This is a genomic window from Streptomyces sp. NPDC030799 (genome assembly GCF_055572255.1).
Genome location: NZ_JBVIDS010000016.1, coordinates 245,510 through 269,066, shown reverse-complemented (window position 1 = coordinate 269,066; position 23,557 = coordinate 245,510). Strand labels below are relative to the sequence as shown.

The window sequence follows — 23,557 nt, the reverse complement described above, 5'->3', positions numbered from 1 at the left end:
TCAGTCCCTGCGCTCCGCGTAGGCCTTGGCGTGGCCGAGCGTGGCGCGGCTGTTGGTGCTGAGCGCCGTCTGCACATACTCGCGGGCCTCGGGGACGCCTGCCTCGGGGCCCAGGATCCGGGTGATGTTCTCGGTGTTCAGGACAACCGTGTGCTGCGAGGAGGCCGCAACGCCCTGCTCGTTCTCCTCGAAGGTCCAGATGCCGGTGTGCAGGGTCATCAGGGCGGGGAGGGTGACCTGCTTGTAGGCGATCTTCTGGTGCGGGAAGGTCACCCGGTACGACTTGGTGGTGTGGGTGGAGCCGTCCTTGGCCCGGGTGTCCATCTCCAGGGTCTGCAGGCCCGGCGTCTCCTCCTCCAGGCGTACCTTGGCCACGTGCGGCAGGCGCTCCTGCCAGCGGTCCGCCTCGTTGATGAAGTCGTAGACGTCCTTGGCCGAGCCGGCGATCTGCACGATGTCCACGAAGGAGAAGGTCAACTCCGCGGCGGCATGGGCGCGTTCGACGTTCTCCTTGAGGGCGGCCAGCTCGGAGCGGGAGTTGCGGTCCACGGCCTCGTCGATCCAGGCCAGGCCGTCCGGGTCGTCGTCGACGGCGCGGTAGTCGTGCAGCAGGCGGATCCGGGACTCGGTCTCGGAAACCGGCTCGATCAGCCAGGCCCCGCCCATCGAGGCCACCGGCGGGGTGGAGACCTCCTGCCGGAAGTCGATCCGCAGGCCCTCCGGGTCCAGCCTGCGGCGCGACGTCCAGTTCTTGGCCTCGCCGTTGGCGGTGGCCCAGATGCGGATGCGTTCCTCCTGGCCGCTGCGCTCGACATGATCGACGTAGATGGTCGGCGGGAAGATCCGCGGCCAGTTCTGGACCTCGGCTATCAGCCGGTAGACGGCGGCGGCCGGTGCGGAGACGGTGATCTCGTGCTCGACCTCGCGGGCTGCGCTGGGCGCCATGGTCGTGTTCCTTCCTCTGTGCTTCCGGCTTGGGGGGATCAGAAGTTCCCGAGACCACCGCAGACGTTGAGCGCCTGGGAGGTGATGGACGCGGCGGTGTCGGAGGCGAGGTAGCCGACCAGCCCGGCGACCTCCTCCGGGGTGGAGTAGCGGCCGAGCGGGATCTTGGCGCTGAACTTCTCCAGGATCGCGTCCTCGGTGGTGTCGTAGGCCTGCGCGTAGCCGGCCCGCACACGCTGCGCCATGGGGGTTTCGACATAGCCCGGGCACACCGCGTTCACCGTGATGCCGGTCGGCGCGAGCTCGTTGCCCAGCGCCTTGGTGAACCCGACCACGCCGTGCTTGGACGCCGAGTAGGGGGCGCCCAGGACCACACCCTGCTTGCCCGCCGTCGACGCGATGTTGATGATCCGTCCGCGCTGCTTGTCGCGCATACCGCCGGTGGTGAGCACCTCGCGGGTCATCAGGAAGACGCTGTTGAGGTTGGTGTCGATGACGTCGTACCAGAGCTCGTCGGGGATGTCCGCGGTCACTCCGCCGCCGCTGCGGCCCGCGTTGTTCACCAGTACGTCGATCGTTCCGAAGGTGTCGACCGCGGCCTGGACGAACGCCTTGACCTCCGCACCGGAGCGGACGTCGCAGACCGCTCCCTCCACGGTGAGGCCCTCGTTGCGCAGCTCCTTGACCGTGGCGGCCACGTTGTCGGCGTTACGGGCGCCGATGAAGACCCGGTGGTTCTGCTCGGCCAGCAGGCGCGCGCTGGCCAGCCCGATACCGCTGGTGCCGCCCGTGACGATCGCCGTGCGCTGGGTCTGCTCTGACATGTCCGCTCCTTAGCGGGTCGGGTCGGGGGGAAAGGAAAGGGGCCGCCGCATCGCAGCGGCGGCCCCACGGCACGGTGACGTGGACGTCAGACCATGACCGACAGCTGGGCGTTGACCGCCTCCAGCAGGGCGCGAGGCGTCCTGGCCTCGCTCAGTGCATCCTCGTCGAGTGATATCTCGTACTCGCGCTCGATGCGGCCGCCGGTCTCCAGCAGGGCCAGCGACTCGTAGCCCAGGTCTTCGAAGTCCACGTCGAGGATGTCGCCGTCCAGGTCCACGCCCTCGTCGGTGCCGGCGCCCTCGCGCAGGATGCGCTTGAGGTCCTCAAGGGTGAATTCGGTGTGCGTCATGGGGATTCCTCTCGATCTCGTCACTTGCTCAGGAGCTCTGTGGGGGTCGGCAGGTGCGGCGGGCTCAGTCCGCCGCCCGCACGACGACGGCGGAGTTGAACCCGCCGTGGCCGCGGGCCAGTACCAGCGCGGTACGGACCTGGGCGCTGCGCGGTTCGCCCCGCACCAGGTCGAGGCCGTACTCGGCGGCCGGCTGGACATGGGTGGTCGGGGGGATCACCCCGTCCCGGATGGCGAGCAGCGCCGTGGCCAGGTCGAGCGGAGCCGCGCCCGAGTACAGCCGCCCGGTCATCGTCTTGGGTGCCGTGACCGGAACACTCCACTCGCCGAAGACCGCGCCCAGCGCCGCCGCCTCGGTCCGGTCGAGTTCGGGAACGGCCGCGGCATCCGCGAAGACCACGTCCACCTCGGCCGGTTCGGCCCCCGCGTCGGCCAGGGCGATTTCGATGGCCTTGCGCAGTCCGGGCTCTCGCCCGCTGCCGGGCCGGGGGTCGAAGGTGGCGCCATAGCCGGCGATCTCGCCGTAGACCCGGGCACCGCGCTCACGGGCGGCCTCCGCGTCCTCCAGGATGAGGATCGCCCCGCCCTCGCCCGGCACATGCCCGCGGGCCGCCGGGTCGAAGGGCAGATAGGCCCGCTCCGGCTCACTGCTGGTGCTGAGCCGGCCACTGGCGAGCTGGGCCACCCAGCCCCAGGGGCAGATCGAGGCGTCGACGCTGCCGGAGACGATCAGCCGGGTGCCCTTGCGGATCTGCCGCCGCGCCTGCGCGACCGCGTCCAGCCCGCCCGCCTGGTCGCTGACCAGGACGCCGCTGGGGCCCTTCATCCCGTTGCGGATGGATATCTGGCCGCTGTTCACCGCATAGAACCAGGCGAAGGACTGGTAGGCGCTGACGTACTGGCCGCCCTTGCTCCACAGGGCCTGCAGCTCGTTCTGGCCGAATTCGAACCCTCCGGAGGAGCTGGCGGTCACCACGCCCATGTCGAACTCGGGCAGCCGGCTCGGGTCCACCCCGGCGTCCGCCAGTGCCCAGTCCGTGGCGACGAGTGCCAGCCTGGTCATCCGGTCGGTCTGCGGGATCAGCCGGCTCGGCAGGTGGTCCTCGGCGACGAAGCCCGGGACCTCCCCCGCCAGCCGGGCCGGGTACTGCTCCGGGTCGAAACGGGTGATCCGGCCGATGCCGCTCTTCGCGGCCAGGGTGGCCGCCCAGAAGTCCTCCGTGCCCAGGCCGTTGGGGGCCGCCACGCCCAGTCCGGTGACCACCACACGGCGCTGGTCCACGGGCGTTCGGGAGGGGCTGAGGGTGCTGGGAGTGCTCAGGGTGCTGCTCACGCCGCCACCTGCCGATCGGGTCGGGCCAGGATCATCGCGCTCTGGAAGCCGCCGAAGCCGCTGCCCACGGTCAGTACGGTGTCCGTCTGCCATTCACGGGCGGTCAGCGGGACGTAGTCCAGATCGCACTCCGGGTCCTTGGTGTGCAGATTCGCCGTGGGCGGCACCACGTTGTGCTCCATGGCCAGCGCGGAGGCCGCGATCTCGATGGAGCCGATGGCCCCCAGCGAATGCCCCACCATGGACTTGATCGAGCTCACCGGGGCCCGGTAGGCGTGCTCGCCCAGGCTCTTCTTGAAGGCCGCGGTCTCGTGCCGGTCGTTCTGCTTGGTGCCGGAGCCGTGCGCGTTGATGTAGTCGATGTCCTGCGGGTTGATCCGGGCCTCGGCCATGGCCACCCGGATGGCCTCGGCCATCTCGGCGCCGTCCGGCCGCAGTCCGGTCATGTGGAAGGCGTTGCAGCGCGAGGCGTATCCGGCGATCTCGGCGTAGATGTGCGCGCCCCGGGCCCGGGCCGACTCCAGCTCCTCCAGGACGAAGAAGGCCGAACCCTCGCCCAGGACGAAGCCGTTGCGGCTGGCGTCGAAGGGCCGCGAGGCGTGCTCCGGGTCGTCGTTGCGGGGCGTGGTCGCCTTGATGGCGTCGAAGCAGGCCACCGTGATGGGCGAGATCGGGGCGTCCGAGGAACCGGCCACCATCACATCGGTGGAGCCCTCACGGATCAGCTCCACGGCGTGACCGACCGAGTCCAGGCCGGACGTGCAGCCGGTGGACACCACCGTGCTCGGCCCCTCGGCGCCCACCGCCCAGGCCACCTCGGCGGCGAAGGAGCTGGGCACCAGGTAGTTGTAGAGGTGCGGCACGGCGTAGGCGTGGTCCACCAGGTCCAGCCGGCCGCCGTCGCTCACCACCCGGTACTCCTGGTCCAGGCCCATGGTCGCGCCCACCGCGCTGCCGACGGTGACGCCGACCCGGTGCGGGTCCAGCTGCTCCAGCTCCAGTCCGCTGTCGGCCACCGCCTCCCGGGCGGCGACCACGGCCAGCTGCGCGGCGCGGTCCGTCCGGCGGATCTCGTGCGGGCTGAGCCCGTGCTCCTCCGGGTCGAAGTCGATCTCTGCGGCGACCCGTGAACGGAACGGAGAGGCGTCGAAGAAGGTGATGCCGCGGGTCGCGGTGCGCCCCTCGCTCAGCAGGCTCCAGAAGTTCTTGACCCCGACACCGCCGGGCGCGAGCACCCCGATGCCGGTGACGGCCACCCGTCGGCCGCTCATGCAGACCCCTCCCAGTTGTAGAAGCGGGTGGCCATGGCGTCGGCGGGCGAGCGCCAGGTGGCCGGGTCGTAGGCCTGGATGAACGGCTTGAGGTCCTCGCTGATGCCGACGAACCGCGGGTCGGTCTTGGCCTCCTCGATCAGCCGGCCGCCGTTGTCCTCGTCGAAGTCCTGCAGATGGAAGTAGAGGCCGCGGTACGAGAAGAGCTGGCGGCGCCGGGTGCCCATGCGATGGGGCATCTCGGTCTCGTCGAAGGCCTGGAAGAGCTTGGCGACCTCCTCCGCCGACTGTGGCTGCATGCGGGCCACGATGAGGGTGCTGTGCATGATTCCTCTCTCCTGTCTCTGGCTACTTGCTCCGGCGGAGCGTCAGGCGGCCACGGCCGCCGAGGCGGGGCCGAACCAGCGCTCCAGTGCGGTCGGCAGCGCTTCACCTGCGGTGTCGGGCCCCGCTGCCCAGGCGATATGGCCGTCGGGACGGACGAGCAGGGCCGCGGTGTCCGCCAGCGGTGCGTCGTCCGGGATGTCTGTGGGAGTGGCTGTGACGAGGTCCACCCGGTCCGCCCATCCGGCGGCGGCGCCGCGCAGCCCGGTGTCGCCGGCCAGGTCCAGCAGCACCCCGCGCGCCCGGTGCAGCAGTGCAGCCGTACTGGTCCGGCCGTCCGCGACGGCCAGCTCCTGGTGGGGCATCCGGCCGCCGAGCAGCGGATGGCTGCCCGGGCCGACCCGGTAGCGGATGTCCAATCCGCTGATCATGCCCGCGAGATGGCGGCCGACCTCCTCGATCCCGACCAGCTCGCCGAGGACGTCCCGCAACGGCTGCACCTCGCTGCCGCTGAGGTAGAGCAGCCCCTGGGCCTGCGTGTTCATCAGCAGCCGTTCCCCGACCGGGTGCCGCTCCTCGTGGTAGCTGTCGAGCAGCGTCTGCGGTGCCGAGCCGCGGGCGACCGCGGCCAGCTTCCAGCCGAGGTTGACGGCGTCCTGGATGCCGGTGTTCATCCCCTGTCCGCCGGCCGGCAGATGGATGTGCGCGGCGTCCCCGGCCAGCAGGACCCGGCCGCGTCGGTACTCGGTGACCTGACGCGCCGCATTGCCGAAGGCGCTGATCCACACCGGGGTCGCGCCGCTGATGTCCTGGTGGGTCAGCCGCTTCCAGGCGGCCGCCACCTCGGCGAACTCCAGTGGCTGGTCGCGGTGCTTCGGCTTGTTGCCGCGCTCGCAGACGATGATGCGGTGCACACCGTCGCCGAGCGGTACCGACATCGCCATACCGCCGGCGACGGACTCGCCGATGGGGCGCGGCCGGACCTCGCAGTCGGCCACATCGGCCAGGTACATCTCCATGGTCGCGGCACTGCCGGGGAAGTCGAAGCCGGCCAGTTTGCGGACGGTACTGCGGCCGCCGTCGCAGCCCACCAGGTAGGCGGCGCGCAGCCGTTCCGGGCCGTCGGGCCCCTGAAGTTCGACGGTGACGCCCTCGTCGTCCGCGGCGAGGCCGACCACCTCCCGGCCGCGTCGCAGCTCGGCGCCCAGCTCGGTGATCCAGTCGCCGAGCACCGCCTCGGTGCGGTGCTGAGGCACGTCCTTGACGCTGAAGTGGGCGCCGTCCAGCACCCCGAAGTCGACCGGGACACCGCCGAAGTGGCCCAGCGAACTGGTGACGATGGGGCCGTAGCGGGGCAGCAGCCCGCGCTGGTCGAGGATCTCCATGGTGCGCGGGGTGAACCCCAGGCCGCGGGACTCCCCGCTGGGTCGGGGCAGCCGGTCGACGAGGATGACCTCGACCCCGCCCAACCGCAGTTCACCTGCGAGCATCAGCCCCGTGGGCCCGGCACCCACCACGATGACGGGTGCATCCATCCATGACTCCTTCCGGCGCAGGGCAGGACAGGCGGACGCCGGAGGCGCCGCCGTGGGAAGGGAAAAGAAAAGGCGGGCCTACGCGCCTCGCCCGGACGTCTGCTGCGTCCGGAAGGGAGGTCTCAACCGCCGGACCCCGAAGGTCCGATGGGCACACGTATCCCGCTCGGCCAGCGTGACAGTCACGACAGCTGCGTGTCAATCCCTCGGACACAACCGGTTCGCCCGGACTCCCCTGGCGTCGCGCGGAGCTGTCGGTTCGTTGGCTGATGCACGGGTCGGTATTTTTTCGGCCATCGTGACGGCCCTGCCACAACACTCCGGCTCACATCTGGATTGCTTGACTCCCACTCTTCGGCCTGCCTACGCTGCCAGCGGCTGGTCAACGACGACCGGCTCGGATTTGGGTCAATAACGGGGGTTACAGTGACCTTTCCAAGTCGTGTCGCAGTGCCCCTGCAACATGCCCTTCACAAAGAAATCCACGAGATTTCATGAGGGCTTAACTCTGACAAAATAAGGGTCAGAAAAACTGCACAAGGGGCTACGAAATGCGCACTATTTCCAAGCCGGTCGACCAGCTGTATCCGAGCCTCTGGAAAGATCTTCGCAGGCTCACCGAACTGCACGAACTCTGCGGCCATCTCCTCACCCGCACACCGGGCTCCCTCCGGGAGCGGGTCAGCGGCACCAAGGGGATCGGCACCACACTCAACGAGAAGGTCCTGGCCCTGCGCTCGGAGATGGAGGAGGTCCTTCGCTCCTGGGCGCTGCTGGTGATCCACGAGCGCCGGGCGCCCGGCCCGAACGGCAGCGACGTCCGGAGCCTGGTCGGTTTCCTCTCCCGGCACGCCGACTGGATACAGGAACACCCGGCGGCCGTCGATTTCGCCGAGGAGATCACCGCCCTCGCAAAATCCGCGAAAATGATCGCCGGGCCGGTCCCCGAGCGCCGTATGGCCATCGGAAGCTGCCTGCAACCACGGTGCAGCAGCACGCTCTACGCCATTCTTCCCGACTCGGATTCCGCCGGCACTGCCACCGGCCGGGTGACCTGTGAATCCGGGCATGCCCTACCGCCCCGGCAATGGCTGCTGGTCGCCGACAGAATCGGTTCGGCCGCGCGTCGGGATTCATTAGCAGAGGCCCAGCGATGAATGGAGACCGTAAAATCCGCAGGGTACCGACCGAACTCGCCGCGCTCGCCGCAGGGGTGACCGAGGCGACAATCCGCAAGTGGGCCAGCCGCGGCAAGATCACCCGGCACGGCAGCCCGCGACGCGCGGAGTACGACCTCGCCGAACTCACGGCCCTGGTCGCCGCCCGCGCCACGAGTACCGACCGCTCCGGCAGCGCCGGCCGTCCCGGCCGAGGGGAACCGGAGGAGTCCGCGGCGAACCCGGACCGTACGGCGAATCCGGACCGTACCTGACGATCCGTGACCTCATCTGCCGCGCCGTTCAGTCCTCCGGCGCGATCAGACTCCTGAACAGCGGTGCCGCGATCCGAAGGACGTCCTCCAGATCCGCCGCCGCCAGATCCGGCATCCGCAGCAGATAGCGCTGTGTCGCGATACCGAACATCATCGCCCCCGACAGCGCGGCGCGCAGTCGCGCGTCGGGGGCGTCCACCGCCTCCGTCACACGGTCCACGACCTCCGCCGTGACATGGTGCCTCAGCAGCTCCGCGGCTTCCTCGCTGGTCATGCTGGCGCGCAGCAGAACCGCCATCGGGCTGTCCTGGTCCGCGGCCCAACTGCTCATCATGGCGCGGAGGTAGTTGTCCACCGTGCGCGCCGGATCGTCGGCAACGGTCAGCTCCTCGATCGGCATGTGCCAGCTGACGGCCTCCCGGAAGAGCTCCTGCTTGGTGCCGAAGTACTGGATGACCGAGGACTTGTCCACGTCCGCCTCGGCGGCGATGGCACGGATGGTGGCTCGTTCGTACCCCACCTCGGCGAACTTCCGGCGCGCCGCCTCGGTGATCCGCCGTCGGGTCCGCTCCCCCTTGCGTTCGCGGGGCTCGCCCGCGGGGACCTGCCGCTGCGCCGTGGCCACTGTGCCCGTGCCCTCCTCTGCCGTGAGGCCCCGATGGTAACGGGTCGGCCGGAGGGCGGGGCGGGAAGGAGAGCCGTCCGCGAAAGGAGCGCTCTCCGCCGTCGACCGTCATGGCTACCGGAAGTCCTCGAGGTGGTGGACCGCCCACTCGGCGTAGGTGTGCGCGGGCCGCCCGGTCACCTCCTGCACCGTCGGCTGCACCGGCACCGTCGCGCCCGACTGGCGCGCGTACATCCGCAGCAGGGAGTCGGCGGTCTCCCCGGGGAGGTACCGGGTCATCCGCTCCCGGGCCTCCGCCACCGTGAGCTCGTCGAAGACCAGCTCACGGCCGAGCACCTGGCCGAGAATCCGCACTCGCTCGATCTGGGAGAGCCCCTGCGGGCCGGTCAGCTCGTACGCCTTGTTGCGGTGCCGGGGGTCGGTCAGCGCATGCGCGGCCACCGCGGCGATGTCCCGCTCGTCGACCGGCGCGGTGACGGCGGCACCGTAGGCCGCGCGGACCACGCCCTCGGCGCGGATGCCCCACGCCCAGGGCAGGTCGTTGACCATGAAGGGGCCCGGGCGCACGAAGGTCCAGTCCAGCCCCGAGGCGGCGACCTCCTGCTCGTCCGCGGCGTTGAGCTGCCCCATGCGTTCCTTGCTGAGGTACTCGTCGGTCACCGAGGCCGACGAGAGCAGCACCACGTGCTGCACGCCCGCTGCCACCGCCGACCCGAGGAACCCGGCCAGCCGGCCGTGCACGGGGAAGAGGAACGCGCCGGTCACGCCCTTGAGGGCGGCGGCGAGCGTGTCCGGCTGCTCCAGATCGCCCTGGACCACCTCCACGCCGTCCGGCAGCGCGGCGCGCTCCGGGTCCCGCGTCAGCGCCCGCACCGGGTGGCCGGCCTCCAGCAGGTACGACACCAGGTTGCGGCCGACGTTCCCGGTCGCCCCCGTCACCAAGATCATCTCTAGCCCTTCGCGACATGGGTAAGCCCCAACTCCACGCCATGGCAAGGATCCTGAGGTCCCGTGTGGAGCCACCAACGACCCTAAGCTCCCGCTCCCAAGAAAATCAACAGCTGTCTACTTTTCGCCGCGGAGGGCCGGCCGCTGGCCGGCGGTGCGGGGCCTGCGTACCGGCAAAGACGCACCCACTGGGCGTCGCAGAGGATGTTCGCGCCCTGCGGTCAGGCGGTCCTGCGCGCCTCGGGGTGGCGCAGGCACCAGCCCTCCCAGGCGGAGGAGACCATGTCGGTCACGCCGTACCGGGCGGACCAGCCCAGGTGCCGCTGGATCGGAGTGGCGTCCGCGACGACCTTCGCCGGGTCTCCCGGGCGCCGGCCGACCACGACCGGCTCGGTGCCGTAGCCGGTCACCGTGGCGATGACCTCGATCAGCTCGCGCACCGAAAGCCCCTTGCCCCGGCCGACGTTGAAGGTGCGGGCGACGTCGTCGTGCGCGCGCAGATGGCGGGTGGCGGCCAGGTGGGCGGAGGCGATGTCGGCCACATGGATGTAGTCGCGCACACAGGTGCCGTCCGGCGTCGCGTAGTCGTCGCCGAAGATCTGCGGCGCCTCACCGGCGGTGAGCCTCTCGAAGACCATCGGGACGAGGTTCAGCACGCGCTTGTCGGCCATGACCGGGGTGGCGGCCCCGGCGACGTTGAAGTAGCGCAGGTTGATCACGTCCACGCCGTACGCCTCATGGGCCGCCATGCCGAGCCACTCGCCGATGAGCTTGGTCTGTCCGTACGGGCTCATCGGTGAACACGGGGTCTCCTCGGTGACCAGGTCCACGTCCGGCATCCCGTAGACGGAGGCGCTGGAGGAGTACACCAGCTTCCGAACCCCGGCGGTGTTCATCGCGGACAGAAGAACGCGGAACCCCTCGACGTTCTGGTGGTAGTGCGCCAGGGGAAGCGCGACGGATTCACCGACCTGTGTCCGAGCGACCAGGTTGACGACGCCTTCCACCTGATATTCCTGAAAAACTCGGTCCAGGGCTCGTTCATCGCGAACGTCGGCGACGACAAGGGGAACTCCCTCGGGCACATTGGACTTCGCCCCGGTGGAGAGATCGTCCACGACGAGCACATGCTCGCCGGCGTCGTGCATTGCCTTCACGACGTGTCCGCCGATGTAGCCGGCGCCGCCTGCGACGAGCCAGAACTTCATATGCGCTGTTCCTTTGGTCGTGCCTGTAGTCATCCGCGATACGGCTTGCGGTGGCCAGTGAAAAAGACCATCGAGCGGGTTGTCAACTTGCCGCCGAAACCGCCCCGATGGGCCCCTGTCAGGTACGACAGGAAACCAGAACTTTCGAAAGTGCGAGTTGCTGATCCCTCCCTCTACTCTCTGCCTTGTCGGCGCCGGCGGGGGAGCCATCCGAATGGATGGCGGCCGCGCACGACAGGCAAGGAGAAAGCTGTGGGACGCTCAGTTCTCATCACCGGCGGGAATCGGGGAATCGGGCTGTCGATCGCCCGGGAGTTCGCTGCGGCCGGCGACCGGGTTGCCGTCACATACCGCTCGGGCGAACCGCCCCAGGGCCTCTTCGGGGTCCGCTGCGATGTGACGTCGGCGGCAGACGTGGAACGCGCCTTCACCGAAGTGGAGGCGGAGCACGGGCCGGTCGAGGTGGTGGTGGCCAATGCCGGGATCACCCGCGACAAGCTGCTGCTCAGGATGGACGAGGACGACTTCGGCGCCGTGCTGGACACCAACCTCGGCGGCGTCTTCAGGGTCGTCAGGCGCGCCGGCCGGGGGATGCTGAGGGCCAGGTCGGGACGGATCGTGTTGATCTCGTCGGTGGTCGGTCTGTCGGGTGAGGCAGGCCAGTGCAACTATGCGGCGGCCAAAGCGGGTCTGATCGGCTTCGGCCGGTCGCTGGCCCGGGAGTTGGGCAGTCGCGGCATCACCGTGAACATCGTGGCGCCGGGCATCGTGGCGACAGACATGACAGCCGTGCTCTCCCAGGAGCGCAGGGACGAGATCTGTGCGCACGTCCCGCTGCGGCGGATGGCGGAGCCGGGTGAGATCGCCCCGGTCGTACGGTTCATCGCCTCACCGGAGGCCGCCTACATCACCGGCGCGGTCATTCCCGTCGACGGCGGCCTCGGCATGGGGCACTGAGCCCCGGCCCTGATCACTCTCGGACCTCGTTCAGCGCCACTGCAAGGAAGCCAGACATGAGCAGACTCTTCGAGCCCATCAGACTTCGCAACCTGACCATCCCCAACCGTGTGTGGATGGCCCCCATGTGCCAGTACTCGGCGGCCTCCAGCGGCCCCGAGCTCGGCGTGCCCAACGACTGGCACGCCACGCATCTGACCACCCGCGCGGTGGGCGGGGCCGGCCTGATCATGGTCGAGGCCACCGCGGTCAACCCGGAGGGCCGGATCACTCCCGGCTGCCTCGGGCTGTGGAACGACCGCCAGCAGGAGGCGTTCCGGAAGATCAACGACTCGCTGCTGGAGCACGGCACCGTGCCGGCGATCCAGCTGGCCCACGCCGGGCGCAAGGCCTCGACGGCGGCGCCCTTCCGAGGCGGGAAGCCGGTCGCCCCGGCCGACGGAGGCTGGCAGACGGTGGGTCCCAGCACGGTACCGTTCGGCGACTACCCGGCACCGACCGAGCTGACGACCCGTGAGATCGCGGGCGTCGTCAAGGACTTCGCAGAGGCCGCCAGGCGCGCCCTGCGGGCCGGTTTCCAGGCCGTCGAGGTGCACGGAGCACACGGCTTCCTGATCAACTCGTTCCTCTCCCCGTACAGCAACAAGCGGACGGACGCCTACGGCGGCTCCTTCGAGAACCGCATCCGGCTGGCTCTGGAGATCGTGGACGCGGTGGGCGAGGTCTGGCCGGACGACCTGCCGATGTTCTTCCGTACGTCGGCCACCGACTGGCTGAGCGAGGACACCCGGGACGACCGCGAGGGCTGGACCGGCGAGGACACCGTGCGGCTGGCGAGGGAGCTGATGGAGCACGGCATCGACCTGCTCGACGTGTCCAGCGGAGGCATCGCCCCGGACGCCCGGATCCCGGTCGGCCCCGGCTACCAGGTTCCGTTGGCGGAGCAGGTGCGCAACGAGACCTCGATGCCGGTCGGCGCGGTCGGCAAGATCACCGAGCCGTGGCAGGCCGAAGAGATCCTGGCGGACGGCAGGGCCGATGTCGTGCTGCTCGGCCGTGAACTGCTGCGCAATCCGTACTGGCCGCAGTACGCCGCGGCCAAGCTCGGCGGCGAGTCGAACTGGCCCGACCCGTACGGCTACGCGGTATAGGCGGTGGGCGCCGGAGCAGACGGAGAACTGATGAGCACGGCGGCCAATCGTCGGGGCTGCGACGACGCCGGACACGGTCGCGGCGCACAGCGCCGACTTCACTACGGGGGTAAGTGACATGCGCATCGCGCTGATCGCCCATGACGGCATGAAGACGATGATGGTCGACTGGGTCGGCCGACAGTACCGGGAACTCGCCCAGCACGAACTGGTGGCGACCGAATCCACCGGCGCGCTGCTGGCAGAGCGGTTCGGGCTGACCGTCCAGCAGGTGGCCAGCGGGCCGCTCGGCGGGGACCAGCAGATCGGCGCCATGATCGTCGATCGGCGGGTGGATCTGATGATCTTCTTCTGGGACCCGATGGGACTGCACCCGCACAGCCCCGATGTGCAGGCACTCATGCGGCTGGCGGTCCTCCAGGACATCCCGATGGCCCTGAACCCGGCCAGCGCGGACCGCGTCCTGCGGTCACTGGCCGCGAACAGCCGGCCGGAGAGCGCCGGTGCCGCTGCCGGCCGTCGGCGGACGCCGTCGGTACGGCAGGACGCGGTGCGCCGGCGGACGCCGTCGGGGAGCCCCGCTGCCGCCCCCCGGTCCTCGGCCGTACCGACGGCCTCGCGGCGGTCCCCGGCCTCCCGGTGGGCCGACACGCCCTCGCCCCCTTCGGCCGCACGTCGCGGCCCATGGGGCGCACACCGCCCCGGCCGCACGCCCACCGTCCCCTCCGAGAGGTAACCATGACCACGTCTTCCTCCACGTCTTCCTCCGCGTCTCCCGCTCCTTCTGCTTCATCTGCCTCGTCCGCGAAGGTCCTGCTCGCGCTCACCAGCCATGGCGAGCTGGGGGACACGGGCCGCAGCACCGGGTTCTACGTGCCCGAGGCGGCGCATCCCTACGAGGTCTTCGTCAAGGCCGGGTACCAGGTCGACTTCGTCTCCGTGCGCGGCGGTTCGTCACCGGTGGACGGTGTCGCACCCGACGACGAGGACTCGGCCCGGTTCCTCGCCGATCCGGCGGTGGCCGCGAAGCTCGCCGACACGCCCACCGCGGACCTGCTCGATCCCGCGGACTACGCCGCCGTGTACTTCGTCGGCGGACACGGGACCATGTGGGACTTCCCGGATGCCACCGAGCTGACCGCCTTCGCGGCGGCCGTGTACGAGCGGGGCGGTGTGGTGGCGGCGGTCTGCCACGGCCCGTCCGCGCTGGTGAATCTGCGGCTGTCCGACGGGACCCACCTGGTGGACGGCAAGGAGGTCGCGGTCTTCACCAACGACGAGGAGGAGTCCGTGGAGCTGGCCGAGGTGGTTCCGTTCCTCCTTCAAACGCGGCTGACGGAGCGCGGGGCCAAGGTTCGCACCGGTCCGATGTGGGCCGAGAACACCGTGGCGGACGGCCGTCTGGTGACCGGGCAGAACCCCGCCTCCGCAGCGCGGGTGGCCGAGCTCACGGTGGGGATACTCGCTTCGGGGACCGAGTCGTAGTGCGGACCGCAGCAGCCGCCGGGATGCCGGAACCGGCGCTGTCCCGGGCCACGCTGGACCGCGCCGGGGAGCACCGGACGGACGAGGACTGGCTGAGTGCGGCCTGGCTCCGGGAGAGCACCCGGGTGGCACTGGTGGCCCAGGACCGCACCCTGGTGGCCGAGGACGGCACCGGGCAGACGGGGATCGTGCTGCTGCCGGCCTCGGCGGCGCCCGACGGGATGCGGTACTTCCTCGGCTCGGACACCGCGGGGGTGGACTACTTCGCCGTCTCGGTGCCCGACCTGCAGTCCCACCGGACCCCCGGCATGCGCGAGGCCGGACTCCGCGAGATCGGAACGCTCCTGGCGGCCCGGGACGTCGGGCTGCTGGTCCACGCCGTGGCTCTGGACGCCTGGCACCGGACCCACCCCTTCTGCCCTCGTTGCGCGCACCCCACCGACATCGCCTTCGGCGGGCACATGAGGCGCTGTCTCTCCTGCGGGACGGAGCACTTCCCGCGTACGGACCCCGCGGTGATCATGCTGGTCACCGATGCCGAGGACCGCTGCCTGCTGGCCCGGAACGCGGCGTGGGACGAGGGCCGTTGGTCCGTGCTGGCGGGGTTCGTCGACCCCGGTGAGTCACTGGAGCAGGCGGTCCGCCGAGAGGTGCTGGAGGAGGTGGGCGTCCGGGCGGACTCGGTCGAGTACGCCGGGAGCCAGGCGTGGCCGTTCCCCGCGAGCCTGATGGTCGGTTTCTTCGGACGGACCACGGATCCGGGAATCACGGTGGACGGCGAGGAGATCGCCCAGGCGCGCTGGTTCTCCCGGGCCGAGCTGCGGGGGGCGATGGCCGAGGGAGTGGTGGCGCTGCCGTCCGGCGTGTCGATCGCCCGGATGATGATCGAGCATTGGTACGGCGAGCCGCTCCCGAAGACTCCCTCCTGGTGAATCCGGGGGCTCCGGCCCATCGGCCGGCGCCTCCCCGGCCCTCGTCCGGGGCGGCGCCGGCCGGTGCCGTCCGCTACCCGGCGCTCTCGTGCGGCTGCACCGGGATGAGCGAGACCAGCCGCAGCTCTCCGTTGCTCAGCGGAGAGGTCATGACGATCTCGATGGTCGTCGGTGTCTCCTGGCCCGCCAGGAGCACCTCGCGCCGGTTCCCGTCCGCATGCTCGACGACCCGGTGCTCACGCCACAGCCGGCGTGCGCACGGGCTGGTTTCGAGGATCTCCTCGACCACCGTGCTCAGACGGGTGTTCTCCGGGTGGCGGGCCTGCGCCATCCGCATCTGGGCCAGCATCGGCCCGGCCCAGTCCCGTTCCCAGTTGTGGAAACGGATCCGCCTGCCGGTGTCGGGAGCGAACACCTCCTTGGCGATGTTCTGACCGGCTACCCCGGAAGGGAACCATTCACCGAAGACCCGGTTCTGATAAATGACGTCCCAGGCCGTGTCGGATGCGTAGGCGGGCCACGGCTGGAGTTCGAGAAGTTGCCGGACTCCGTCGGTGATACCGGTGTCCTGGCAATTCGCAGGGCTCGTCGGCTCCCAGCCGACCGCGTGGAGGAACAGCAGCTTTCGTTCGGCCTCGTCGAGCCTCAGGGCACAGGAGACACGGTTCAGAAAGTCCTCCGAATACTGCGCCGCTCCACCCCGTTCGAACTTCCCGTACCAGACGCTGCTGACACCGGTCAGCCGCGCCATGTCCTCCTGGCTGACCAGCTTCGATCTCCCCTGACGGCTCCGTCTCAGTTCCGGGATCTGATCCCGTGTGAGGCGTCTTCGCCAGCCCTTCACCAGTGTGGAGAGATGGTCCAGCGAGCTCGGTTCGTTTGTCACAGATACGCCCCCGTTGGCCTTGCTTGAACAGCCAAGGGTACCAATCATCAAGTATTCGATGATTCGCTGAACTCGGGTGAAAATGGGCAGATCCCGCGTCTGCCGGTCGGCTGTGACAAGGGCGGGACAGATACCGGTTGTTCCGTAGCAGAACCGGGACGATCACCGATCTCACCGCTGCCGCTCGGCGCTTTCTTCCAGAAGGACGTCGAATGGCTCCCAAAAGAAGTCCTGATGTGTCCCCCCGGCGCTGCTGGCGCGCCCCTTATTGAGGGCGACATTTTTTTCTTGTCGCCAGACATCCGTTGCAGTCACGAATGAAGATCACCGAAGCGGCACGGCCGGCCGCACGGACCCCGGCGCGGGTGGCTCCGCCCCCGTCGGCAGCGCTGAGGCGCGGGCTGGTCCACCCGCCTGTCCTCCGCGACCGAGGCCACGATCGCCCCGTCATCGGGGAGCAGCTCGGAGCGCCCCTCGCCGTCCAGGACCGGCGCCCCTGGTGACCGAGCCCGCCGCGGCCACCGGTGTTCCTCGGCCACGACCTCGTCGAACGCCTGCCGCGCCGGCGACCAAGACACCCCCCTGACCGTGTTTTCACAGGTCAGAGGGGTGTGTGTGAGTGGAGCCTAGGGGAGTCGAACCCCTGACATCCGCCATGCAAAGACGGCGCTCTACCAACTGAGCTAAGGCCCCGGAAAGCAGCAGCCTGCCGGAGGAACCATGTTCCGGCGGGCGCCGCAGACCAGAGTACCGGGTCCCCCCGGGTATCCCGCAAAAATATTGGGGGTCCCCGCGGATGACCACTCTCCGTAAGATGCTCGACGTGGTTCGCTACAGCGAACCGCGTTTTTTTAGGGGAAGCGATGGGGAGACGCAATGGACGCCGCACAGCAGGAAGCCACCGCGAGAGCGCGGGAGCTGCAGCGGAACTGGTACGGGGAGCCGTTGGGGGCGCTCTTCCGTAAGCTCATCGACGATCTCGGGCTCAACCAGGCCCGTCTCGCTGCGGTGCTGGGGCTGTCCGCCCCGATGCTCTCGCAGCTGATGAGCGGACAGCGGGCGAAGATCGGCAATCCCGCCGTGGTCCAGCGGGTGCAGCTGCTGCAGGAGCTGGCGGCCCAGGTCGCGGACGGCAGCGTCAGCGCCGCCGAGGCGACCGAGCGCATGGACGAGATCAAGAAGTCGCAGGGGGGCTCCGTGCTCAGCAACACCACGCAGACCACGAGCGGTTCGGGCGCGCCGACGGTCAAGCGCGTGGTCCGCGAGATCCAGTCGCTGCTGCGCTCGGTGGCCGCCGCGGGCGACATCATCGACGCCGCGGACAGCCTCGCCCCGACCCATCCCGAACTGGCGGAGTTCCTCCGTGTCTATGGCGCCGGCCGCACCTCCGACGCCGTCGCGCACTACCAGTCCCACCAGAACTGAGGCCCTCGGCCCGGTGCACCGGAGGGGGTCCGGTCGCCGGGCCGAGGTCCAGACTCACGACGGGGGACGGTCCGTGAGATCGGGGGACGGTCCGTGGGCTGGGGGACGGTCCGTGGGCTCGGGGCCCTGCGTGACAGGGGGGAAGCGCGGGGTAGGGGGAAGTAAGGGGGCCGGGGGGACGAGCCTCAGGTTCAGGGGGAGGAGCGATGGGCTGCCATGGGTGAGGTGTTCGCCGGACGCTATGAGCTGGCCGACCCGATCGGACGCGGGGGCGTGGGCGCCGTCTGGCGCGCCTGGGACCACCGCCGACGGCGTTATGTGGCCGCCAAGGTGCTCCAGCAGCGTGACGCCCACTCCCTGCTCCGCTTCGTACGGGAGCAGGCCCTGCGGATCGATCATCCGCATGTCCTCGCCCCGGCGAGCTGGGCCGCCGACGACGACAAGGTCCTCTTCACCATGGACCTGGTCGCCGGCGGCTCGCTGGTCCACCTCGTGGGCGACTACGGCCCGCTGCCGCCGGTGTTCGTGTGCACCCTGCTCGATCAGCTCCTGTCCGGGCTCGCGGCCGTCCACGCCGAAGGCGTCATCCACCGGGACATCAAGCCCGCCAACGTCCTCCTCGAAGCCACCGGAACCGGCAGACCGCGACTGCGGCTGTCCGACTTCGGGATCGCCATGCGGCTCGGCGAACCCCGCCTGACGGAGACCAACCTCGTGGTGGGCACGCCCGGTTACCTGGCGCCCGAGCAGATGCTCGGCTCGGAACCCGACTTTCCCGCCGACCTGTTCGCCGTGGGCCTGGTCGCGCTGTATCTGCTCGAAGGGGCCAAGCCGGATACCAAGGCGCTGGTGCAGTACTTCGCGGAACAGGGGACGCCCGGCCCGCCCAAGGGCATACCGGAACCGCTCTGGCAGGTCGTCGCCACGCTGCTCCAGCCCGACCCGGCCGCGCGTTTCCGCACCGCCAACGGGGCGCGCAAGGCCCTCGCCTCCGCCGTGGAACTCCTGCCCGAGCCGGAGCCCGACGACGAGTTGATCGAAATCTTCGACCAACTCCCGCCTCTCCCACCCGGGTTCGCCCCCGACGGACCGCTCAGAAGAGCGTCCGGACTGGCCTCGGATCTGGACGCGGATCCGGATGCCGGCACGGGCACCGATTCCGGTGCTGCGGCCGACGGGCGGGCGGACACCGGTACCGGTGGAATCAAGGGAGTCGAAGAGACCACCGGCACCGCTGGGAGGGACAACTCCACCGGCTCCCTCTCTGACACCGGCAGTTTCCGGCTGCCGCCGCCCCAGGAGCGGCTCCCTCAGCCCGCCGGTGCCCCTTCCCCCTGCCCTCCGTCCGTCCAGCAGCCCTCACTTCCCCCTCAACCCCCGCTCCACCAGCCCTACTTCTCCCCCCACGTCCCCACCCCGAACCCGGTGCAGGCGCATCCTGCCGATGCCTCCACTGCCTCGTACACCGCTCAGGACGTGCACGCTCCCACTCCGGCCCAGCCGGTCTACGGCGTCCCCGCTCCCGCCGCACCCCCGCAAGGGCGCAGAGCGCGCCGGGCGCGCCGGAGCCGGCGGCCCGGACCCCCGGCCAAGGCCGCGATCCCGATTCTGCTGCTGGCGCTGGCCTGCTACGCCGTGGGTTTCTGGGCGCTGACCCGCGTCTGAGCCCGCCGGGCCGCCACCGTCCAGCCGGCCAGCACCGCCAGCAGCACGGTTCCCAGGCCGATCCCGCCGATCGCGACCAGCTTCATCACGCGGTCGCCGCCCCCGCCCCCGCCTCCGGGGCTCCCGGGGAGCGCCGCCTCCCTCTCCTGCTGCGTGAGCGTGAACACGTCACCGGGCACGGGCCGTCCGGCGTACTGGGGCCCCGTGTGCGCCTGCCCGGCCACCCGGACCCGCAGCGTCACACCGAACGGTCCCTGCCCGAACAGGCCGGTCATCTGCTCGCTGAGGTGCAGGACCAGGTAGTAGTCGCCGGCGAAACGGACGGAGGTCACGGCGGCGGGCGCGGCGTAGCGGTTGGCGTACTCCACCGGCGGCAGCGGGGCGAGCACGGCGGGTTTGCGGGTGCCGGTGTAGCCGACGGCGGCGTCCTCGACGTAGCCGCGGACGGGGTTGTAGACCGACAGGTTCAGGGCGCCGCCGACATAGCCGTGGCCCTGGGCCCCGTCCAGTTCGACGGAGGCGTGCAGTTGCCGGCCCCAGTCGACCGGCACCTTGTAGAACCGGGTCTCGCCGGGCATCAGCGCGGTCCGCCACACCCCTTGGCCCAGCGGGCCGGCCGAGGCGAAACCGGTGCCGCCAAAACGGTCGCGGGGCGCACCGGTGAGCGGCTCGGGCGTGGCGGAGTCCCAGGTCCGCGGCGCGGAGGTGGCCCCGGCCCGGGCCGGGCGCGGTTCCGTGACGGGCGCGATCTCCAGGTCCCAGCGCTGCGCCGTGGCTGCCGTACCGGAGCCCTCGGCGTCCAGGCGCTGGACGAGCACGTAGTACGTCCCGCCGCCCTGGCACACCGTCCTGCCCGCCTCCCGCTGCCCCAGCGCGGTGACCGGGCGCGCGCTGAGCCCCGCGCCGAAGCGGGCGGAGGCGAAGGAGCAGGGCGTTCCGTGCGCGTCCCGGACGGACACCTTGATGCCGTCGGTGGCGGAAACGGTGGTGCCCGGCGGGGGTACGGCGGTGACGGGGACGTACGCCGTGTCGGCGGCCGTGAGGTCGAGCCGGTAGTAGAGCTTGCCGTTCCTCGGCAGGGAGCTGCGGTAGGTGCGGCCGGGGTCCAGCCGTTCGGCCGTACCGGCGCTCGCCGCACCCGCGACGGCACGGGCGCCGGGCGTGAAGGCGTACGGCTGCGGCCGCGTGGCGTCGGCGGCGGACGCGGTGCCGGCCGACAGGAGAAGCAGGGCGCACAGCCCCGGCACCAGGGCCGTCCGCACCGTGCCGGGGACCGCCCGGCGACCGTACCGCCGCCACCACGCCGTACGTCGCCCTCGCCCCCGCACCTGCCGCCCTCCCGTGTCATTGCCGTACGGCCGGCACACTCGCCGCGGCCGGCCGCGTCTCATCCTGCCCCGAACGCCTACCGCACCCGGTGAGCCCCCGCAACACAAAACCCCGACCGCGAAGGGCGGTCGGGGTCTGTTCAGACTCTGATATCGGCACTCACGAACCCGTGGGCACGGAGTCAGTCGCCTCCGTCCACAGATCCTGCTCGGCGCGATCCGCCTGGATCTGGCGGTACACGAGGAGCCCGCCGATGGCGGCCAGTGCGACCAGGAGCAGCTTCTTCACCGCGCGACCTCGTCTTTCCTTGACGTAGGGGACCTCTGGCGCCCGACTATACACACCGACCGATATCGATCGGTGACCTATGCCGGACCTCAACTTCCGCCTCCGGCAGAGCAATAGAGGAGTTCCGGCGCCGTTCCGATCGGAGGGTGATCACACCTCCACGGACGGTTACTTTGCTCCCTTTTCGCTCGCCCTTGCAGGGTTTCAGGAGCTTTCCGACCCCCTTGCGTCCATCCGAGTGGTGTTCATCGGAACATCAACGCGCCACGGGCGTCGGTCCACCACTTCGCGACCCACATACACATCATGAGGAAAGTACGCAAATCGCCCAACCCGAAAGTGAGGGGCCATGACCGAGAACAAGGTCATGAAGCTGTGGACCGCCATCGTCACCGCCTTCTTCGCGCTCTGCACGGCGCTCGGACTCGTCGCCGCCTCGTCCGCGGCGGCCGCACCCCGGAGCGAGAACCCCCGTACCGGCACCGCGCACCGCACCATCCCGGCGGTCCCGACGATCCCGGCGGCACACCACTGGGCCTGGTCCCACGGCAGGGCCCTGCCCCCCACGATGAAGCAGCGCATCCGGGCCGAGGCCCACGGAAAGTCCCCGAGGTGCAGGCACCGGCCCCTCACCGACGGCCAGGCGGAGACCGTGACCATCCCCGAACAGGCCTCGGCGGCCAGACTCGACTGCTGACCCCTCCCGCCCCTCGCAGTACCGCAACGTCTCGACACCACGGCGACTTGCGTACGCATCAGTCGAAACGGAAAGACCCCCGGCCGGTCGGCCGGGGGTCTCGCGCTGTTACGCCCATGAGCTGTTGTTACCTGGGACCATGACCGACACACCGACCACGCCTGCGCCCGAGGCGGTGCGTGCCGCCGTGACCCGGCGCATCACCGTCGTCACCGCTGTCCATGCACCCTCCGCGCGGTTCCTGCCGGACGCCTACGCCTCCCTGTGCGCGCAGCGGCTTCCCGGCGACTGGGAGTGGGAGTGGGTGATCCAGGAGGACGGCACGACGGACGAGGTCCGCCCCCATGTGCCGGACGACGCGCGCGTGAGCTTCGGCCAGGGACGGCCGGGCGGGCCCGGAGTCGCCCGGACGATCGCGCTGGCGCGCGCGGCGGGCGCCTATGTGAAGGTCCTGGACGCCGACGACCAGCTCACACCGGGGGCGCTGGCCCGCGATCTGGCCGTGCTGGAGGCGGACCCGGCCGTCGGCTGGACGACGTCCCGGGTCCTCGACCTGCTGCCCGACGGTTCGACGGCGGGCTTTCCCGGCGACCCGGAGGACGGCCCGCTCGAACGCGGCGCCGTGCTCGACCACTGGAAGCGGAACGGCTTCCGTGCCCCGGTCCATCCGGCGAGCCTGTGCGTCCGGCGGGAACTGCTCCTCGCGCTCGGCGGCTGGATGGCCCTGCCGGCCTCCGAGGACACGGGCCTGCTGCTGGCACTGGACGCGGTGAGCCGCGGCTGGTTCTGCGCGGAGGCCGGCCTGCTGTACCGCAAGTGGGAGGGTCAGGTCACGGGCCAGGCGTCGCATGTCGACCCCGTCGAGCGCGAGGCCCGTATGGCGGTCGCTGAGGCCCGGGCCCGTGCGCTGGCCGGCCTCACCTGGGCCTACCCGGCCGGCCCTGGGTCCGCTTCATGAGCCGGGCGGCCGGTCACGGCCTCACTCACCGAGCAGAATCGCCTGCGCGGGGCACTTCTCGGCCGCTTCCCTGACCTGCGGGTCGTCGGCGGACTCCGCCCGGCCCGGCCGTACGACGCCGTATCCGTCCTCGAACGCGAACACGGCCGGCGCCCGGTGCGCGCACTCGGCGGAGCCGTAGCACAGGGCGCGGTCGACGGAGACTTTCATGTGCCCTCCAGTCGTCGACGACCCCGGCCGACGGGTCCGGCCGCGGGTCGGCTCGGTGACCTCCAGGACGACCCTGCCCGCCCGGACACCCCACGAACCGACCACCGCCCGCCCGCCCTGCTCGCAGCCGCACAACCCGGCCGCCCGCGGCCGTCCGTCCCTACCGCTCCCCGCCCGCGAGCGAGAGCCAGTGGGCCACCCGGCGGACCGTGACTTCGTCGAGAAGGTCGGTCATGGCCCGTACCGCCTCGTCGTCCTCGGCGCTCAGGTCGTACAGGCCCGCCTTGCTCAGACCGGCCATGAGCACCTGGTGCCGGCGGTCGGTCATGCGTTCCGCGAGCTTGGCCGGTTCACCGGAGCCGGTCGCCGGCCGCCCGGTCGAGGCGGCGGGGGCGGGTTCCTTGGCCGCGGCCGGAGTGTCGTAGCGGCGCCAGGCACCGTCCTCGGGCCCCCACAGCGCGACCGTCACCTGCTCGCCGCGCGCCCGCACGGTCTGGGTCATGTCTCCGACGGCGTACAGCACGGGGTCCCGGTCGGGCGACTCGGCGCCCACCGTCCAGGAGTCCTGCGCGGGCCGGTGGAACATCGCGACCCAGCGCGGAGCACCGGGCGGTCGCGGGCACGGGGGACGCTCGTGCATGTCACTCACCCCTTCCGGAACGGCCGGAACCCGGCCCTTGGGGAACCGCAGACGGAAGGCGACCATATCTGACGGGCCGTCAGATCACCAGGGTCCGCCGGGGAAGGGCGGCTCCTCCTGCTTCTGGCCTCTTCGCGGC

General features: G+C 70.6%; 26 protein-coding genes and 1 tRNA gene. 11 read left to right on the top strand and 16 right to left on the bottom strand.

The features are described 5' to 3' along the window. The 7 genes from ACZ41I_RS34770 to ACZ41I_RS34740 all read right to left on the bottom strand — a co-directional run bounded on the left by ACZ41I_RS34770 (position 1) and on the right by ACZ41I_RS34740 (position 6,582). On the bottom strand, positions 1-945 hold the full coding sequence (locus ACZ41I_RS34770; RefSeq protein WP_468515908.1) for an aromatase/cyclase: 945 nt from the start codon (positions 943-945) through the stop codon (positions 1-3). Between the two features lie 38 nt (positions 946-983). Further along, positions 984-1,769 (bottom strand): 3-oxoacyl-ACP reductase FabG, encoded by a 786-nt coding sequence (gene fabG / locus ACZ41I_RS34765; RefSeq protein WP_363214165.1) that lies wholly within the window; start codon positions 1,767-1,769, stop codon positions 984-986. A gap of 86 nt (positions 1,770-1,855) precedes the next feature. Beyond that, positions 1,856-2,119 (bottom strand): acyl carrier protein, encoded by a 264-nt coding sequence (locus tag ACZ41I_RS34760; RefSeq protein WP_363214164.1) that lies wholly within the window; start codon positions 2,117-2,119, stop codon positions 1,856-1,858. 64 nt (positions 2,120-2,183) lie between these two features. After that, positions 2,184-3,401, bottom strand: a complete 1,218-nt coding sequence (locus ACZ41I_RS34755; protein WP_363214178.1) for a ketosynthase chain-length factor — start codon at positions 3,399-3,401, stop codon at positions 2,184-2,186. A gap of 47 nt (positions 3,402-3,448) precedes the next feature. Continuing rightward, positions 3,449-4,723 (bottom strand): beta-ketoacyl-[acyl-carrier-protein] synthase family protein, encoded by a 1,275-nt coding sequence (locus tag ACZ41I_RS34750; RefSeq protein ID WP_363214163.1) that lies wholly within the window; start codon positions 4,721-4,723, stop codon positions 3,449-3,451. Beyond that, the gene (locus ACZ41I_RS34745) at positions 4,720-5,049 is read right to left on the bottom strand and encodes a TcmI family type II polyketide cyclase (protein WP_363214162.1); all 330 of its coding nucleotides are present in this window, start codon (positions 5,047-5,049) and stop codon (positions 4,720-4,722) included. Before ACZ41I_RS34745 ends, ACZ41I_RS34750 begins: the two co-directional genes overlap by 4 nt. A gap of 42 nt (positions 5,050-5,091) precedes the next feature. Then, positions 5,092-6,582 carry an FAD-dependent monooxygenase gene (locus tag ACZ41I_RS34740; protein ID WP_468515907.1) on the bottom strand — a complete coding sequence of 497 codons (1,491 nt, stop codon included), beginning with the start codon at positions 6,580-6,582 and terminating at the stop codon, positions 5,092-5,094. Between the two features lie 551 nt (positions 6,583-7,133). On the opposite strand from ACZ41I_RS34740, the gene ACZ41I_RS34735 reads away from it, so the two are divergent. Then, a complete protein-coding gene (locus tag ACZ41I_RS34735) occupies positions 7,134-7,739 on the top strand; it encodes an OvmZ protein (protein WP_363214160.1) in 606 nt (201 codons plus the stop codon). Continuing rightward, complete coding sequence (locus ACZ41I_RS34730) at positions 7,736-8,014, top strand: hypothetical protein (protein ID WP_468515906.1); 279 nt, start codon at positions 7,736-7,738, stop codon at positions 8,012-8,014. Before ACZ41I_RS34735 ends, ACZ41I_RS34730 begins: the two co-directional genes overlap by 4 nt. A gap of 28 nt (positions 8,015-8,042) precedes the next feature. Here ACZ41I_RS34730 and ACZ41I_RS34725 read toward each other — a convergent pair whose 3' ends face one another. From ACZ41I_RS34725 to galE, 3 genes are all read right to left on the bottom strand, one after another. Further along, the gene (locus ACZ41I_RS34725) at positions 8,043-8,639 is read right to left on the bottom strand and encodes a TetR/AcrR family transcriptional regulator (RefSeq protein ID WP_363214158.1); all 597 of its coding nucleotides are present in this window, start codon (positions 8,637-8,639) and stop codon (positions 8,043-8,045) included. A gap of 114 nt (positions 8,640-8,753) precedes the next feature. Then, positions 8,754-9,587, bottom strand: a complete 834-nt coding sequence (locus tag ACZ41I_RS34720) for an NAD(P)H-binding protein (RefSeq protein ID WP_399766769.1) — start codon at positions 9,585-9,587, stop codon at positions 8,754-8,756. Between the two features lie 221 nt (positions 9,588-9,808). Further along, entirely contained in the window at positions 9,809-10,795 is a 987-nt protein-coding gene (gene galE, locus ACZ41I_RS34715) for a UDP-glucose 4-epimerase GalE (protein WP_468515905.1), read from the bottom strand. A 252-nt stretch (positions 10,796-11,047) separates the two neighbouring features. Between galE and ACZ41I_RS34710 the strand changes: the two genes are divergently transcribed. The 5 genes from ACZ41I_RS34710 to nudC all read left to right on the top strand — a co-directional run bounded on the left by ACZ41I_RS34710 (position 11,048) and on the right by nudC (position 15,320). After that, entirely contained in the window at positions 11,048-11,752 is a 705-nt protein-coding gene (locus ACZ41I_RS34710) for a beta-ketoacyl-ACP reductase (RefSeq protein WP_468515904.1), read from the top strand. Positions 11,753-11,808: 56 nt separating this feature from the next. Beyond that, positions 11,809-12,903 (top strand): NADH:flavin oxidoreductase/NADH oxidase, encoded by a 1,095-nt coding sequence (locus ACZ41I_RS34705; protein WP_468322301.1) that lies wholly within the window; start codon positions 11,809-11,811, stop codon positions 12,901-12,903. Between the two features lie 118 nt (positions 12,904-13,021). Continuing rightward, positions 13,022-13,639 carry a methylglyoxal synthase gene (locus tag ACZ41I_RS34700; RefSeq protein WP_468515903.1) on the top strand — a complete coding sequence of 206 codons (618 nt, stop codon included), beginning with the start codon at positions 13,022-13,024 and terminating at the stop codon, positions 13,637-13,639. A 2-nt stretch (positions 13,640-13,641) separates the two neighbouring features. Beyond that, positions 13,642-14,388: a type 1 glutamine amidotransferase domain-containing protein gene (locus tag ACZ41I_RS34695; protein ID WP_468515902.1), complete on the top strand. Its 747-nt coding sequence runs from the start codon at positions 13,642-13,644 to the stop codon at positions 14,386-14,388. Beyond that, complete coding sequence (nudC, locus tag ACZ41I_RS34690; protein ID WP_468515901.1) at positions 14,388-15,320, top strand: NAD(+) diphosphatase; 933 nt, start codon at positions 14,388-14,390, stop codon at positions 15,318-15,320. The genes ACZ41I_RS34695 and nudC overlap by 1 nt, the downstream gene beginning before the upstream one ends. 73 nt (positions 15,321-15,393) lie before the next feature. Here the strand turns inward: nudC and ACZ41I_RS34685 are convergent, their stop codons facing one another. Both ACZ41I_RS34685 and ACZ41I_RS34680 read right to left on the bottom strand, forming a co-directional pair. Beyond that, the gene (locus tag ACZ41I_RS34685) at positions 15,394-16,254 is read right to left on the bottom strand and encodes a helix-turn-helix transcriptional regulator (RefSeq protein WP_363214177.1); all 861 of its coding nucleotides are present in this window, start codon (positions 16,252-16,254) and stop codon (positions 15,394-15,396) included. Between the two features lie 572 nt (positions 16,255-16,826). Continuing rightward, positions 16,827-16,899 (bottom strand) — tRNA-Ala (locus ACZ41I_RS34680). A gap of 183 nt (positions 16,900-17,082) precedes the next feature. Between ACZ41I_RS34680 and ACZ41I_RS34675 the strand changes: the two genes are divergently transcribed. Both ACZ41I_RS34675 and ACZ41I_RS34670 read left to right on the top strand, forming a co-directional pair. Then, the gene (locus ACZ41I_RS34675; RefSeq protein WP_351242024.1) at positions 17,083-17,631 is read left to right on the top strand and encodes a helix-turn-helix domain-containing protein; all 549 of its coding nucleotides are present in this window, start codon (positions 17,083-17,085) and stop codon (positions 17,629-17,631) included. A gap of 216 nt (positions 17,632-17,847) precedes the next feature. Continuing rightward, complete coding sequence (locus tag ACZ41I_RS34670) at positions 17,848-19,296, top strand: serine/threonine-protein kinase (RefSeq protein ID WP_468515900.1); 1,449 nt, start codon at positions 17,848-17,850, stop codon at positions 19,294-19,296. Here ACZ41I_RS34670 and ACZ41I_RS34665 read toward each other — a convergent pair. Both ACZ41I_RS34665 and ACZ41I_RS34660 read right to left on the bottom strand, forming a co-directional pair. Continuing rightward, on the bottom strand, positions 19,260-20,624 hold the full coding sequence (locus ACZ41I_RS34665; protein WP_468515899.1) for a hypothetical protein: 1,365 nt from the start codon (positions 20,622-20,624) through the stop codon (positions 19,260-19,262). The two genes, ACZ41I_RS34670 and ACZ41I_RS34665, sit on opposite strands and share 37 nt — an antisense overlap. A 160-nt stretch (positions 20,625-20,784) precedes the next feature. Further along, a complete protein-coding gene (locus tag ACZ41I_RS34660; protein WP_003999697.1) occupies positions 20,785-20,913 on the bottom strand; it encodes a DLW-39 family protein in 129 nt (42 codons plus the stop codon). A 349-nt stretch (positions 20,914-21,262) separates the two neighbouring features. Between ACZ41I_RS34660 and ACZ41I_RS34655 the strand changes: the two genes are divergently transcribed. Together ACZ41I_RS34655 and ACZ41I_RS34650 are read left to right on the top strand one after the other, a co-directional pair. Beyond that, on the top strand, positions 21,263-21,610 hold the full coding sequence (locus tag ACZ41I_RS34655) for a DUF6344 domain-containing protein (protein ID WP_399766795.1): 348 nt from the start codon (positions 21,263-21,265) through the stop codon (positions 21,608-21,610). Between the two features lie 139 nt (positions 21,611-21,749). Beyond that, positions 21,750-22,568 (top strand): glycosyltransferase family 2 protein, encoded by an 819-nt coding sequence (locus ACZ41I_RS34650; protein ID WP_468515898.1) that lies wholly within the window; start codon positions 21,750-21,752, stop codon positions 22,566-22,568. 21 nt (positions 22,569-22,589) lie between these two features. On the opposite strand, the gene ACZ41I_RS34645 is transcribed toward ACZ41I_RS34650, so the two are convergent. Together ACZ41I_RS34645 and ACZ41I_RS34640 are read right to left on the bottom strand one after the other, a co-directional pair. Next, entirely contained in the window at positions 22,590-22,778 is a 189-nt protein-coding gene (locus tag ACZ41I_RS34645) for a ferredoxin (RefSeq protein WP_363214146.1), read from the bottom strand. Between the two features lie 160 nt (positions 22,779-22,938). Next, on the bottom strand, positions 22,939-23,418 hold the full coding sequence (locus ACZ41I_RS34640; protein WP_468515897.1) for a hypothetical protein: 480 nt from the start codon (positions 23,416-23,418) through the stop codon (positions 22,939-22,941). Between the last annotated feature and the right edge of the window lie 139 nt (positions 23,419-23,557).